Source organism: Paramaledivibacter caminithermalis DSM 15212, from assembly GCF_900142245.1.
GTDB lineage: Bacteria > Bacillota > Clostridia > Peptostreptococcales > Caminicellaceae > Paramaledivibacter > Paramaledivibacter caminithermalis.
In genome coordinates this window covers 1-15,581 of record NZ_FRAG01000014.1, presented here as the reverse complement: position 1 = coordinate 15,581, position 15,581 = coordinate 1, and the positions used below count along the sequence as shown (strand labels likewise).

Here is a 15,581-nt window from a genome sequence, read left to right as displayed (position 1 = left end):
TCTCTTAATTCTAACATATTTTAATTTTCTAGACAACCTTCTCTATAGGTTAATTTAATTACCTTATCAGTTTTCTTATCTATTTTATAGTTTTCACTCATTCTATAACCTATAACCCATATTATTCCTTTATCATCGCATAATAGTGGTATTTTATCTCTAATATCCTTAGAAATTTTTTTATCTATAAAATAATCCTTTATTTTTTTTGTTCCTTTCATTCCTATAGGCTTAAATCTATCTCCATTTCTTCTATTTCGTATTAACAATCTCCCTTTAACTTTATTGTAATCAACAAAAGCTACATATCTGTCCCTATTGTTATAAGATTTTAATCCATCGATTATTTCTGCTTTTATAGAGGCATTTAAAGGTCTAATATAAGTAATTTTCCCTATATTTAGCTCATATTCAAAATCGTAAGTACTGTTTTCATCTTGCAACTTTTTACTATTTTTAACATCTATACTATTATACCCAAGCTCCACTGTGATATGCCCAGGAAGGTCTATTTTGGCTCCTACATTTTTCTTATCAATAAGCTCAATTACACTTTCTATATGGGTTAATCCAAGGTCCTTTAAATCTCCCTTAATTTCCCTAATAGCACCCCTAATAACTCTTCTCTTTATTGCAATATCTAACCTATTGAATTTTTTATAATCCAATGAGCATTTATTACTATTTTTTTCAATAGTAATATCCCTTAATTTTTCTTCAGATAATAGGTTAAGATAATTGCTATCGTCTCTTAGGAGATTTGCACTTCTCCAAAGAACGTCAATAATGCAAGGATTAAAATTTTTTTCTATGTAAGGTATAAGTTCAATTCTTACTTTATTTCTAGTATATATACTTTCTAAATTCGTCTTATCTATTCTAGGCTTTAAATCATTTTCTCTACAATATTCATCTATTTCCTTTCTAGTTATATCTAATAATGGTCTTATTATTTTATTATCTCTTTTATAATTTATTGCAGTAAGACCATCCAGACCTGAACCTCTAAAAAGCCTCATTAGTACAGTCTCGGCTTGATCATTACGATTTTGAGCTATTGCAATTTTCGATGAATCTGTTTCCTTTGCTATCTGATCAAATAATTTATATCTTAATTCTCTTCCTGCTACTTCAAATGTAACACCTTTTTCTTTACTATATTTACTAACGTCATATGAAAAAATGAATGATTTAATTCCCAAAGTATTGCAAAGCTTTTCAACATATCTTGCATCTTTTTGAGCTTCTATTCCTCTAAATTGATGGTCAAGATGAACTACATAGATGTCTATATTAAAATCCTTTCTTATTCTCCATAAAAGATGTAATAAACATACAGAATCGGGTCCTCCTGAAACACCTACAACGATTCCTTCACCCTTCTCTATTAAGTTATTCACTTGAATAGTTTGTAAAAATTTTTCCATTATGTCCATTCTTATTCTCTCCAGACACATTAGATTCTAGATATTCAACAATTCAATTTTGTATGTATTTAAGCTCTTAAGCATTTCTAATTACAAAAACTAGAATGATAGTAAAACTTAAGAGGGATATAATAAAAAAGGCATTAACTATTAAGTTAACTCTATAATTATATCGTATTTTTCTTTCATTGCGAAGAGTTTTATATATTTTTTTTAGCTCTTCTATAAATTCAAAAAATTCTATTCTATTTTGATATAACCCCTTCTCTATTAGGTTAACAACTTTTTTATTTATTTTTCTTTTTCTAAGCTCGCCCATTGCATCATTTAGTGTCATATTTAAAAGCTCTTTTTCATTTCCTAAAATCAAATTAACACACATTATACATATAGCAAACATATCGTACTTTGTATCAGCACTTCTAAGTCCTATATTCCATCTTGCTCTATCATATAAAGGAGTAAATTCTTTTATGCTGTCACCCTTAGGAACTATTCCACCTAAATCTATAACCTTAATTTCCCTATTTTCCTTATCTATCATGAGATTTTCAAGCTTTAAGTCACCAAATATATAGCCTTTTTTATGAAATTCCCTAATCATCATACTAACTATTATTACTATTCCCACAATTTCTGTTAATTTTAACTGTTTTTTTAACATATACTCCTTGAAATTTTCTCCATTTATATATTCTAATACTAGAAAATAATATTTTTTTCCTGCTTCTTCATAATCATCTAATTCCACTGCATTTGGCAATGCTTCAATACTATTGAATTCATTAAGCATGTTGTATTCCTTGGTAATACTATGTAGATCTTGGGATATTTTTAAAGCATAATATACTTTATTATTTATATCTAATGATTTATATACCCTTCCAACTCCACCTTTCCCCAAAATTTTTATTATCTTATATGAATTTTTATTCCATTTGCCAGTAATTATCTTACCTTCTAATTTCATTTTAAATCACCTTTACAAATAAGAGTATCTAATAACAGTTTTTTTAGTTACAAGTTGCAGGGTCATTTTTTATAGACTATAAACTATATTTTTCTCTATAAAATTTAAAAGCGACTATTTTTAGTCGCTTTATTTCAGGGCAAAATACAACCAAAAACGAAAAATCTCCATGGGCTTTCGTTTTTATCCTATATTATACTTTCATTAAAAAGTGGTTCTTCTTCTATTATTTTCTCTGATTCATGAGGTTTATTCGTAAATAATTCTATGGCTTTATAAATGGCTGGCGCCGTTGGAGTTGTACCACCTACACCCATATTGTTTATTTTATTTTTTATAAGTTCAATATCATTACTAAAATCATTGACAACATGTATCATTTCTCTATTTAAGCCTGGAAAGGCTATTACAGCAACTTCACTCTTTCCTTTTCTAGCTTTTAAAGAATTCATTAAATCTATGATACTCTCCCTTGCTTTATTAATTTTGATCTTCATACTTCCACTGCAATCCATAAGCACACAACATTTTAGGTGTATTTCATCACTTAAATTTTCAATATATTTAATAAATTTATTTCTGCTTTCAGGTTTGATTTCATCTAGTTCTGCTCCTATAATTTCTTTAAGCTGCTTGTTTACTACAGTATTTATGGTTTTATTAACCGTTCTTTGTGTCAACATATGGAGCGTAGTACTTAAATTTTCTATATAAGTTAATTCCCATTCTCCCCCACCTTTATTCGCAATGTTTTGGACCTCTTCAATAGGACTTTCGCTATCATCAGTATTGTCTATAATCCCTATAGCACTCACAAATATATTCTTTTTAGCAGCTTCCCCAGCAGCTATAATCGGGTCTCCCCCTACGTTAGACCTTCCATCTGTAACTATAATGATTTGATTAATCTTTATTTCACCCATAACCTAACCCCCTAATTTAAAATATAATTGTCTATTAATTTAGTATCTTCAAGTTTAGGGGTTTTTATACCTATAATTTTATTTTCAGCTAAAGAGAAATTACCATAGTTTTTAATCTTAATCTAATAAAGGTGCCTTCTGGCACCTTTATCGTATCATTTTCCAGAAATAGAAAGCTCTTTAATTTTTAAGGATGGTGAACCGATATAGCCTCCTCCCCTTGGAATTGCAAATTTTAAATCATCTCCTAATTCTTCAACGTTTTTCAGCATATCATAGAAATTACCAGCAACAGTAATTTGATTTATAGGTCTAGAAAGCTTACCATTTTCTATTAGATATCCATGAGCAGATAATGAAAAATCTCCCGATACAATATTCACTCCAGCATGAAGTCCTTGAAAAGCAGTTATAACTATACCTTTTTTCATCTTTTCTATCATTTTTTCAAGACTAATATTTCCTTTTTCTATATACATATTGGTTGGTGAAATCGATGTTACTGACTTGTATGAAGCCTTGTATCCATTTCCAGTTGATTTTACTCCATCTTTTTTAGCTGTTTTCAAATTATACAAATAGGTTTTAAGAACTCCTTTTTCTATAACATTTTTCTTTTTAGAGGCTACTCCTTCTCCATCAAAGGATTGTAACATGATGCCACCTTCCATGAAGGGATCATCAACTAAAGTAATAATGCTATTAGCAATACTGTGATTTATTTTTCCCTTTAATAAAGAAAGACCCTTTTGGACATTTTCGGCTGAAAATATATTACTATAAGCATTTAATAGGCTTGCTGCTGCATCATTTCTAAGTATTATTGGATAATTATCGGATTCAATACTATTTGCACCTAGCATTGATATTCCTTCATGTACAGCCTCCCTTGATAAGGTTTTAAAATCAAAATCCCTATAGTTATTAGAAATCCCATAATTTGCTCCAGTCTTAATGTCATCATTTTCTTTAACCATTACTGATATATAGGCATGTGCAGTATTAGATTTATTTTCTAAATCTAACCCTTTTGTATTGATTAAAAGGTTGTGCTCCATCCCTTCACCATATATACAGTAATTAACTGCTTCTACTCTTTTATCTGCTTTTAAAGCCTCTTGTTCCATGGATTTGACAAAGTTAACCTTTTCTTCATTAGATATATTTTCTAATTCTTCATTAAAATTATTTATTTCTTTATAATCATTTGATCCTTCAAAAATATATTCTGCATCATTACTATCGATAATCTTAGCATTATCTATTACTTCCTTAATAAGAATATCAATGGAGCTTTCATCTAGCTTCTCGGTATATGAATATCCCATTTTTCCATTATAAATTCCTCTAAAGGATAATCCGTTTTCATCTGAAATACTGTAGTTATCTATTTCACCCTTAAAAACCCTTATATTAAGATTTTTCTTTCTCTGTATAAAAACTTCCATATCCTTTATTTCTTTTTCTCTGCCTCTTTCAAAAAGGATTTTTACAAGCTGCCTCATATCCATTATCTCTCCTCCTTTCTTCCTCCTACCGTTATACCCTGAACCCTGATTGCTGGCTGTCCAACATTAGTCGGTATAGAACCGCTTATAGATCCGCACATTCCCTGTCCATAATCTAAGTTATTTCCTACCATATCTATTTTTTTAAGGATTTCTGGTCCTTTTCCTATTAAAGTGGCACCCCTTACTGGTATGTCTATCTTACCATTTTTTATAAGATATCCTTCTGAAACAGTAAAGTTAAAATCACCTGTAGCAGTATTTACAGAACCTCCACCCATATATTTTGCGTATAATCCATTCTCAGTATTTACTATTATCTCTTCTAGGCTTTCCTTGCCAGGAGCTATATATGTATTAGTCATCCTAGAAGTAGGTGCATATTTATATGACTGTCTTCTTCCAGAGCCAGTTGACGGCATCCCCATTTTTATTCCATTTAATTTGTCTACTAAATATCCTTTTAGTATTCCATTTTCTATGAGAACATTTTTTCTCATAGGAGTTCCTTCATCATCAATATTCTGTGAACCCCACGCATTAGGGATTGTCCCATCGTCTATAGCGGTTACAACCTCAGAAGCAATTTTTTCTCCTAATTTCCCCGTAAATACAGATGTTTTTTTAGCAACCGATGTAGCTTCTAATCCGTGTCCACATGCCTCATGAAATATTACACCTCCAAAGCCATTGTCTATAACAACTGCCATCTTGCCACTTGGACACGGCTTTGCAAATACCATAGTTTTGGCAATTCTTGCTGCTTCCTTTGCATATTCCTCAATATTTATTTTTTCATAAAACTCAAATCCCATATGAGCACCTGGTCCAAAGTATCCTGACTGCATCTCTCCATTTGCCGAAGCTACTGCTTCTATAGAGGTTCTGGTTCTAACTCTTTTATCTTCTACAAATAGCCCTTCAGAATTAGCAATAAGAACATTTTGTTCGTAGTCTAAATATCTTACCCTTACTTGGGAAATAACCTCATCGTAATTTTTTGCAGCACAATATGCTCTCCTCATTAAATCAACTTTATCCAAATTCTGAACATCATTAGGTGGAATAATTATATTATGTATATTGTTAATATGATTTCTCATTAAGTTAATATGGATATCCTTTTCACAGTCTTTTACTGCTGTAGCCGTCTCTTTAGCTACTCTAATCAAATTTTCCTTTGAAGAATCATTAGTATAGGCGTATACACTTTTAATACCGTCATATATCCTAATTCCCACTCCATAGTCCCTACCCGATATAGCTTTCTCCACCTTGCCTCCTACCATACCAATAGATGTATTAAGTCTATCTTCTATAAAAACTTCTGCAAAAGCACCTCCTGTAGAAAGAGCTGCATTTAGTACATCTTCAATCAAACTTTTATTTAGCATTTTTCTCCCTCCTCTAATTTATCATTTAAACATTTAACATTAAAATATACAACCCTTCTATATATATTCATAAACAAAGACATCTTCATCATATTCATCAAAAGGCATTAGCCCCGCCTTTACAGCATATTCTTTCATTGAATCTATTTGAGGACACATATAAAGTAGTGCCTTATACCCTTTTTCCTGATATTTTTGTGTAGCAAATTTTAGTCCCTCTACATGACATTCGTCACCATCAATATAGCTTATAGATAATTCATTATTTTTACTCATTCTATTACTAAGTATAATAGTGGATTTAATCTTACCATTTTCCTTTAGTGTATATACAGAACCTTCATCGATCAATTCTTGAAGCAGCTCCTCTGTAGCCTTTACAAATGTCCAATCAAAAGCAAAATAACCATTTCTTTTTGATAATTCCTTTGATTTTAGAATATACCTAACCTCTTCCAAGCTATTTGCTTTCTCATATACCTTGATATTGATTAATGGATTACTATTTTCATGATAAAAAAGCTTAAACTTTGTCGTATTTTTAAATCCGAAGCTTTCAATTATTTTAATGCTTTCATAATTTTCTATATATGTTGAAAGAGATATAGAATTATATCCCTTATTTTTAGCTTTATCGATATAATATCTAGTGATTTTTTTTCCAATTCCCATTCCTCTATATTGCTTATTTACTCGAATACCTTCAAACCAATACTTTTTACCTCCAAGGTCTGTAAATTTTGCGCAACCAATTGCTTTTCCATCTAATTCAGCTATGGTAAATTCACCATTGCTATTTGCTACCCATTTTTCATATATATTAGGTAAATAATCGTCTCCATCCCAAACTGTTTTAGATATATTTATAATATCTTCTTTATCTTCCATTCTTGCTTTTCTAAAGACTAACATATATATCCATCCCCCTATATATAATTTTTCTTATGTATATTACTAATATTTTCTAATAATCACTATTATATCTGATTTTTCCCATAAGAAAAAGACTAAGTCTTTGACTTAGTCCTATTTTTTCCAAATTTTTGTTACCAGAACCGTCATATCATCCTCTATTTTATTTCCTCTTTTTTCTATAGCTTTATTTAGTATTTCATCAGCAATCCTTTGAGGATTTCTACTATCTATGCTCTCTAATATCTCTACAATCCAATCTGTCTTATCTATGAAATTCTTATCTGCATCTAATATTCCATCAGACATAGTTATTATAAAATCCCCATCATTTAGCTTCTTCACTTTACTATCTAAAAATATATCATTTAATATCCCAGCAGGTAGCGAGGACGATTCTATTACTTCAACCTCTCCATTTACCTTCTTTATAAATGAAACTACTGCTCCACTCTTTATAAATTCAACCTTTGCTGTACATAAATCGATAATTGCTAAATCTATAGTTGAAAAAGCTTCATCTAGAGACTTTGACATAAGTACAGAGTTAATAGTCTTTATAACTATATCCTTGCTAAATCCTGCCTCCATTAGCTGTTCCAGTAAAGTTATTGTAGCCATACTCTCACGTGCTGCTTTTTCACCTGTTCCCATCCCATCACTTAAAGCAACCATATACTTATTATCTTTAAGTGTCAAAAACGAATAGCTGTCACCGCTAATAATTTCATTATTTTTTGAAATTCTTGCTATGTTTGTATTAGCTTTATACCTTTGAGCCTCAACAAGCTGAAGTACACAATTCTTTTTTCCATTATCCAAGCTACATCCACTGTTTTTATTTATAACTTCCTTGCCTATTATTTTAGAAACCAATGGTATTATCTTATTTTTACATACTTTCCTGTTATAGCAATTCTTCTTTTCTATGTCTATTTGAAATTTTCCTCTTTCATTTTCTAAAACTGTAATATTATCTATAAATATTTTTTCTTTATCGAAGGCTACATAAAGAGCATCTTCTACATCCTTATTAAATTCAATCTTTGTTTCAATTTCAGTAGACAAATCATCAATAATGCTAGCTACACCATTAAATTGTTCCGAAACCAACTGCCTCATTTCAAAGAGTTTTTTGCTCCATTCATATCCAATTTTATGTATTTCGTAGACTCCATTAATCTTATCTATGAGTTTATCTTCCTTTAAGCATTTTTTTTTCAAATATATAGGCATATTTTTTTCATCTAGCTTTCCTCGAGCTTCTAGAATTGTAATAGCATCTATTATTGAATTATATGTACTATAAAAACTATTATCCCAACAGCTTCTTTTCATACTACAGTTTGAGCATATAGAATTTGCAATATCGTTAATAAGACCAGTAACATCTTTACTCTCTATAATTTGTTCTTTTTCAGCTATTTTAGAATAAGTATCACCTAATTCATGAAAAGCGTCTGAATATTCCTTTAATTGTCTAGTCATTATTCTTTTGATTTTTTCACTATATATCCTATCTATTTCTATAGTCTTTATCTTGGAATTAATTATCTTAGCTATATAATTAGATAAAGGTTTTGGGGTTATCATAAAAATACCAAAAGCAATTAATATTTCTTCAAATTGTATTAAAGTTTCTGTTGAACCATTTACATAAAAGGTGAGTATGGAGTTGCCTAACACCAATCCTAAAGCTGATGCCATTTTTCCCATATCTTTAAATATACCAGCCAATAATCCTGAAAAAGCATATATTCCTATAATGATTGGTGTTTCAGTTGTTGTCATGCTGGTTATAACGCCTATTGTTACTCCTACTGATGCTCCTATAGAAGCACCTCCATTGTATGCAAAAAATAGAGTTAAAAGTATACCCGAAATATTCTTAAGTGAAAAACCTAGTATTTGAGCATTGGATAGGCCTAGTATAGCCACTGAAGATACGATAGCTATGCAAATAACTTCTTCATTGGATAAAATTCTTCTATTTGAATTATTTTTTAAAGCGGGAATTGCATATGAAAGTATATATGAAAAAACAAATACAACAATGGATTCAAAGCCTATCATAAATAAATCATAGAGATAGAACCGTGTTAAAAAAATATATATAGTCCCTGAAATCATATTAATTAATCCTGATAAAAAAGCTAGTTTAAAAATATTGAAATTTAAATTCTTAACCAAATATCTAAAGGTTATTAAGATTAAAATCATAGTTATTATATATCTGTATCTTTCTCCCCGTACAGTCATTAATCCTATTAGAACAATAGCTCCTAATATGAGACTCTTTTTATCTTTTGTCATCATTATTGCAAAAAATGCTATCCCAAAGGGCATTAACCCTTCAAGGATAGAAGCCCTCCCCAATAGAAATGCTAATAGTCCTAAGAGAATAAAGTTATTGTTCCATATCTCAAGAGCTTGTCCATATTTTTCGTAAACTTTTGAGATAGTTCCAGTATTCAGTTTTTGCATAATAAAAAACACCCCCTGTTAAATACGATTATAACAAGAGGTCTTTAAAATATTTGTCAACATAACTCTCTATATTCAAAAAACTTTAAGACATTTTATATCAATACCAGACAAATTTAATAGAATGTTCAAATGAACCTCAACTTCGACATCATATATTACAGGAATTATTAGAATAAAAACGATGGAAGTCATATTTTAAATTGAATCATTAAACTACTTTTTCCTTATTAAGTAACCCATAAATGATGATACACTCATTTGGTAAGGGATCGACACAATTATATGGATATAATCCTTACATGTTTCTGCTTCTATTATCTCTACTCCCTTATACTCAAATAATTGTCTTAATATTTTCCCTATATCTTTTTTATTTTCCCATATATTATTTGCCTTTTATACTTTGGTGCAAACACTATATGGTACTTACAATTCCATTTAGTATGTGATAAACTATTTACGTCCTTCATTGGACTTCCCTCTTTGCTTTTTAGTCGGTTGGTCAGACCTGACTATATTATACAGCATTAGGAATTTTTTCCTCACCTCTAAAGCTTTTTGTATTATGAATACCACCCGCTTAGCGAGTGGTATTCATAATACAAAAAGCTTTGCTATATCCTTTAGATTAAAGTTTTTATCTTTGAAAACATTCCTATTAATTTAACTAATATCTAGTGTTTCCTATATACATGTCTTGTTCAAGATTAGTCGATTACTTCATATTTCATAGAATTATTTTCTTTATAACATCTAATTACATGCTGTTTTAAAAGTTCTGTAGGAAAAAAAGTATCTAAATTATCAAATATATTTTGTGTGTCTAGATTTTCAAACGTTAGAAAATCTATAAAATACACACCTTCGGTTTCTTTTCTAACAGGTCCTAATTGAAATACTAATACATTATCAAATTGCTTGCTACTTGAAATAAAATTATATGCATCTTTTAAAAGCTCTTGATCTTCTTCATTTCCTTGATAAATTGGTGAATCCAAATATCGATTTAAATTCTCAATATTTTTATCATATACACCTATTATCCCTTTTAATTTCTCTATATCTTGATTTAATTCTTTTACCTTGGTTTTTAAGCTTTCATTAGCATACTCAAGTATTCTTACTGTTTCATTATTTAAACCTTTATATACGTAATATAGTGAAATAGCAAATAAAATTATTATTATGCTTGCTATCAATATTTTTTTGTTTTTAAACATACTATTATCCCCATTATTTATTACTATTCTAATGACATATCTTCATTCCACTTAACTCTTACAATATGCATAAACTTCATATTACTAGGTTGAACAGACCCATATAGGGCAGCTAAATTCTTATCCTTTCTATTTGAAGTATGGGCACATATCTCTATTTCATTATATTCAACTACTCCATCATTGTCTAAATCATCAGCCTTAGAAATAAATAAGACATGACCTGGCACATAAACATAATCTCCTTTTTTAATTTTACTTGGTGTTGTTGGATAACCCTGAACCCCATATCCAGTATTATGGTTATTAATATAATCATCATAATTTTCTGTTATCCAGTCATAAAAATAGCTAGTTCCTGTCCAATTCCATGTAGTTGAGGTACTATTCGTATCAGCCCACCATTCAGAGCACATTGGATAATCTTTGTTAGCACTTGACCTCCCACCAAAGCCATACCATATACATTGAGACACAAAGTTCTGACAATCATTTTTGTAAGAAAAATATTTAAATTGACTATTGTTGTATGATGAACTATCATAACCTCCAGTGTTTTCACTATATTTTCTTGCATATTCAACTGCGTCCTCTCTATCGCTAGAAGAATAGCTATCATAGCTATCACCAGGTATACTCATTACTTCTATTATATCTTTTTCTATTCTATTATTTAGCTTATTTTTACTAGTATTTTTCTTATAAATTTCTTTGATATCTGGCACTATTTTATCAAAATCAGTTTGTAAGTCATAAAGCATTTTGAATTCATCAATATATTTATCTTCGGTTATATACCATTTGTCTTTTATTTTTTTTAAAGTCATATTATGGGTAATTACATCATTAAAGGGTTCATCAAGATAATTATATTTAATAGTAGTACTTAAATTTAATTCTATACTGGAATTAGAACCTTCTATATTCATTTTTATGTAATCAAATTTATTATCGAAATATTCAATTCCTGTTTTACTTACAATGTCTGATTCAATAAAATATTTTAATCTTCCTGTTTCATAATTTAAATAAATATTTTTATTTGGTTTTAAGAAAAATGCATTTAGATTTTTAGCATTACTTATATTTTGCTTTTGTTGTAATTCATATTTTGTATTGAAATAATTTTCAACAACTTTTTTAATCTTATTTTCTTCATTAGCAACTGCACTTGAAAAATTAACTCCTAAGCTCATAAACAATGTTAGTACAAGTAATATACTTAAAAACTTTTTCATATTTTTACCTCCCATAAATTTAAGGTATTGTCAAAAGTTTTCTTATTAAAATTACATCAAATCCAGTCATATCAATGAATAAGCAGTTATACCCTGCTACCCCCATACATCTTCCCTTTCCGTCCTCGTAATTACCTAAAATTGTGCTTTTAAATCTTTGTCAAGCTTGGGCTTAAACCCGTTCATTTCAAGCTTTACAAAGATTTATAAAGCATAATATAATTTACACAGAGGATGGGAATATCTCAGATTATATTAGTCATTTTTTCATAAATCTTTTGACACTACCAAATTTAATTTTTCTTCAGGCTTCAACCTTTCTCTTGCTTACAATTGATAAGATTTCGTAATTTAAACTTAGATGGACTGAATAATAAATATAGTACAACTCTGGAGATTTCAAAACTATATTTAGTAGAAAGTTTTTATAGATAGTAATTATGTAATTTGCTAACTTAATTATTTAATTTTTCCTCCAAAATTAGAATTTTCCTTTTTATTTCTCTTTGCTGAACATTTCTGATTTTCATAAAAGGGAAATTTCTTATTTGGAGCCCTTATTCTACTCATTTCTTATCATCCTCTCTTTATTTTGAGATTTTGCAAAGCTAAAAGTATTATTAAGTGTAGATTTACTATAATAATGCTACCCCTTAATTAAATACTTTGAAATATATTCCTATATCTATATTTCTATACATTAATTAAAAAACCTTTTATTTTATATAATATTTTACTAAAACATAAAAAATAGTAAATATTTACTATAAAAGGCATGTCTTTATGCAAAAATACCGAAAGTAAACATCTTTATTTTTGCTTCCAATCAATTTAAGCATTTCCTTAATTTATGGGTGTAAATGTTAAAATTGTAATAAGAGGTAAAACTTCATATTGAAATTAGCCAATAATTAAATTTACTTCAATCACTGGAAATTATAATGGGATGAAAAACATATGTGTACTATGAAAAAGAGAGGACATTCAATAATGTGCATAATTATAATTACTGTTCTATTTGAATACTCAAATAATAAAACTACAAACAACTATAATGCTGTAAAAAATTCAAATGAGGATGAAATAGTTTTAAAACAAATATATCAAGGTTTTGACTCAAAGGACGAAGAAGATATTCCGAAATTAATGTATGATAAAAATAACAATATTTCAAATTTATTAATTAATGATAACATAAAATCCTTGGATAAAAGCGATTAAGAGAGAAATATTGAACATAGGTTCTATAACAAGCCTGCTATTGATACTATATATAGTCAGTTATGATAAAATGACTATATATTTATACTTATTATGAAACGAATGTACATGCAAAAGGTTGCTACGATATAAGAATTCTTAGATGGGCTGATAAGACAATTAAAGACATATGGAAAACCAGAAGAAGTTAAATATTTTAGCATTAATCTTTTTTCTGGAAAAAACTTTATAGAGAACTTTGTTTCGCACTTGTAAAATTTCAAGGAAATGACTATATTCTTGTATCAACAAATCTTGATTTAGTTCCAATATTTATAATAAAACTCTATGCCTATCGTTGAAAATAGAATGTAAGCTTAGAAAATTAAAACAGGTTATGGGTGCATTTAGCTATGGTTTTTGGTTCCAGTCTATGCCTAGATTTAAAAAATATTCAAATAAAAACAATCTAGAGCCTATAATGAGTAAATTACATCTCAAGAGAATAAAAAACTTATTCTAAGAACAGTAAAAACTATAGAAGGTTATGTTATGGTTAGTACTATCGCTATAGATATTTTGCAAATTTGGGGATCTAGATATTCTTTTAATATAAATACATCCAAGTTTCCTATACAATTTTTAAGGACAAAGTTCAATAGTATTCATTCATAAGCTACAGTAGACTGTTTTCTTTAAAAAAGTTTTTTAGCTTTATTGAAAAACACATCAATTTTACCACAAGTGAAATAATTAAATCTAAGCAAGCAAACCCTTTATATTATGAAGATTTGCTGACTTTTTAGGGGAACAAAACTTTATACTGTCCAGTACTCTAATGAATGAGAAAAAGATTAACATATCAATAAAGGCAAGAATAATGTGGGTAAAAAGCTTCATTTTTACCCACATAAAAATTTGAATATGTATTACTCTTACATCGACTAATATTTTATTAAGTCTATGGATCTTTTATACTAGTTCTTTTATAAATCAGAGAAAGCCCCTTAATATTATTGTCTAAACCAGAAAGGAACTATTTGAATTCTATCATCATCTTATGTTTCATTAAAGCAATAATATCTCCCTAGCAAACTTGATAAACGTAAAAAATAACTTACAGAATCATAATCTTACATTTCACTTTACATAACCTTTGCTATTCAATAGCATCCTTCCAATGACTTCTTAGTAGAGTAATTATAAATATAACATAATGGGTTGAGCATATGGTTATACCAATATTGTGATTATGGGCATAACAATAACCCAACAACAAAATTAAGATCTTAAAGCGTGTCTCCTTTAAACCTAAAAATTTTCATAGATTTCGCAGTGGAATTATTTAATGTATAAGATAACTAACAATTAAATACTAATATAAAAGCTTGTATTTTAGCTAGGTTTATTAAGTGTACCCAAAAATAAGCAAAACATCCTATTTACATTAAAATATGATAAAACGTAATAATGGAGCAACATTGCAAGAAATCCCACCCCAACTATTGCCAAAGAGCCATTTAGTTTGGCGACCCAGAAGAGACTCGAACTCTCGACCTCTAGCGTGACAGGCTAGCGTTCTAACCAACTGAACTACTGGGCCGTAATAGATGTTGGAAGTTTGATGTTAGATGTGAGAATCTTGGTCTGACCCTAATAGATCTTTTGAGTCTTTTTCCAACTTCTCGCTTCTAACTTCTCACTTCTATTTTGGTGGGCGCAACAGGACTTGAACCTGTGACCCCCTGCTTGTAAGGCAGGTGCTCTCCCAGCTGAGCTATGCGCCCTAATGGATGCGAGTTATCAGATGCGAAATGTCTTTAGTGTCATAGTCTAAGGTCTTTTTCTCGCTTCACGCCTCTCGTTTCTTGCTTCTAATAAGTGGTAGCGGCGAGTGGACTCGAACCACCGACCTTCCGGGTATGAACCGGACGCTCTAGCCATCTAAGCTACGCCGCCCTAATGGATGCGAGTTATTAGATGCAATATGCAGGAAACCCTTGAAATTATGCTCCAAAGTCTTTTTCTCGCTTCACGCCTCTCGTTTCCCGCTTCTATTAATGGTGCCGGGGACCGGAATCGAACCGGTACGGTCTTATAAGGACCGCAGGATTTTAAGTCCTGTGCGTCTGCCAGTTCCGCCACCCCGGCGAAAATTACTATTAGCGACAAGATATATAATACAATAAATCTAATCCTTTGTCAATAAAAAATTAAACAACCCTGCACTGAAGTACAGGGATTTAGATGGCGACTGAAAGTCGCGATTACGGCTGAAGCCGTCTAAAGATATTTGCTAAAG

General features: G+C 29.7%; 10 protein-coding genes, 4 tRNA genes and 1 pseudogene. 1 reads left to right on the top strand and 14 read right to left on the bottom strand.

Annotated elements, in window-relative coordinates:
- Positions 1 to 20: 20 nt before the first annotated feature.
- From tilS to BUB36_RS07205, 10 genes and pseudogenes are all read right to left on the bottom strand, one after another.
- Positions 21 to 1,436: a tRNA lysidine(34) synthetase TilS gene (gene tilS / locus BUB36_RS07250; RefSeq protein ID WP_073148523.1), complete on the bottom strand. Its 1,416-nt coding sequence runs from the start codon at positions 1,434 to 1,436 to the stop codon at positions 21 to 23.
- 67 nt (positions 1,437 to 1,503) lie between these two features.
- Complete coding sequence (locus BUB36_RS07245) at positions 1,504 to 2,397, bottom strand: protein kinase domain-containing protein (RefSeq protein ID WP_073148521.1); 894 nt, start codon at positions 2,395 to 2,397, stop codon at positions 1,504 to 1,506.
- A 188-nt stretch (positions 2,398 to 2,585) separates the two neighbouring features.
- On the bottom strand, positions 2,586 to 3,320 hold the full coding sequence (locus BUB36_RS07240; protein ID WP_073148519.1) for a VWA domain-containing protein: 735 nt from the start codon (positions 3,318 to 3,320) through the stop codon (positions 2,586 to 2,588).
- Positions 3,321 to 3,475: 155 nt separating this feature from the next.
- On the bottom strand, positions 3,476 to 4,831 hold the full coding sequence (locus BUB36_RS07235; protein WP_073148517.1) for a TldD/PmbA family protein: 1,356 nt from the start codon (positions 4,829 to 4,831) through the stop codon (positions 3,476 to 3,478).
- Positions 4,831 to 6,222, bottom strand: a complete 1,392-nt coding sequence (locus BUB36_RS07230; protein ID WP_073148515.1) for a TldD/PmbA family protein — start codon at positions 6,220 to 6,222, stop codon at positions 4,831 to 4,833. Before BUB36_RS07230 ends, BUB36_RS07235 begins: the two co-directional genes overlap by 1 nt.
- Before the next feature lie 57 nt (positions 6,223 to 6,279).
- Entirely contained in the window at positions 6,280 to 7,134 is an 855-nt protein-coding gene (locus BUB36_RS07225; protein ID WP_073148513.1) for a GNAT family N-acetyltransferase, read from the bottom strand.
- Positions 7,135 to 7,248: 114 nt separating this feature from the next.
- Positions 7,249 to 9,618, bottom strand: a complete 2,370-nt coding sequence (gene spoIIE / locus BUB36_RS07220; protein ID WP_073148511.1) for a stage II sporulation protein E — start codon at positions 9,616 to 9,618, stop codon at positions 7,249 to 7,251.
- A 206-nt stretch (positions 9,619 to 9,824) separates the two neighbouring features.
- Positions 9,825 to 10,091 (bottom strand): annotated as a pseudogene (tnpA, locus tag BUB36_RS07215) (IS200/IS605 family transposase); the annotation flags it as partial.
- Between the two features lie 237 nt (positions 10,092 to 10,328).
- Positions 10,329 to 10,841, bottom strand: coding sequence for a hypothetical protein (locus BUB36_RS07210; RefSeq protein ID WP_073148509.1), 513 nt, complete (start codon positions 10,839 to 10,841; stop codon positions 10,329 to 10,331).
- Between the two features lie 23 nt (positions 10,842 to 10,864).
- Positions 10,865 to 12,079 carry an amidase domain-containing protein gene (locus BUB36_RS07205; protein WP_073148507.1) on the bottom strand — a complete coding sequence of 405 codons (1,215 nt, stop codon included), beginning with the start codon at positions 12,077 to 12,079 and terminating at the stop codon, positions 10,865 to 10,867.
- A gap of 957 nt (positions 12,080 to 13,036) precedes the next feature.
- On the opposite strand from BUB36_RS07205, the gene BUB36_RS07200 reads away from it, so the two are divergent.
- Positions 13,037 to 13,300, top strand: a complete 264-nt coding sequence (locus tag BUB36_RS07200) for a hypothetical protein (RefSeq protein WP_073148505.1) — start codon at positions 13,037 to 13,039, stop codon at positions 13,298 to 13,300.
- Between the two features lie 1,505 nt (positions 13,301 to 14,805).
- Here the strand turns inward: BUB36_RS07200 and BUB36_RS07195 are convergent.
- The 4 genes from BUB36_RS07195 to BUB36_RS07180 all read right to left on the bottom strand — a co-directional run bounded on the left by BUB36_RS07195 (position 14,806) and on the right by BUB36_RS07180 (position 15,430).
- Positions 14,806 to 14,882 (bottom strand) — tRNA-Asp (locus BUB36_RS07195).
- A gap of 108 nt (positions 14,883 to 14,990) precedes the next feature.
- Positions 14,991 to 15,066, bottom strand: a tRNA-Val gene (locus BUB36_RS07190).
- Positions 15,067 to 15,161: 95 nt separating this feature from the next.
- Positions 15,162 to 15,238: transfer RNA gene (locus BUB36_RS07185), tRNA-Met, on the bottom strand.
- Between the two features lie 102 nt (positions 15,239 to 15,340).
- Positions 15,341 to 15,430, bottom strand: a tRNA-Leu gene (locus BUB36_RS07180).
- Between the last annotated feature and the right edge of the window lie 151 nt (positions 15,431 to 15,581).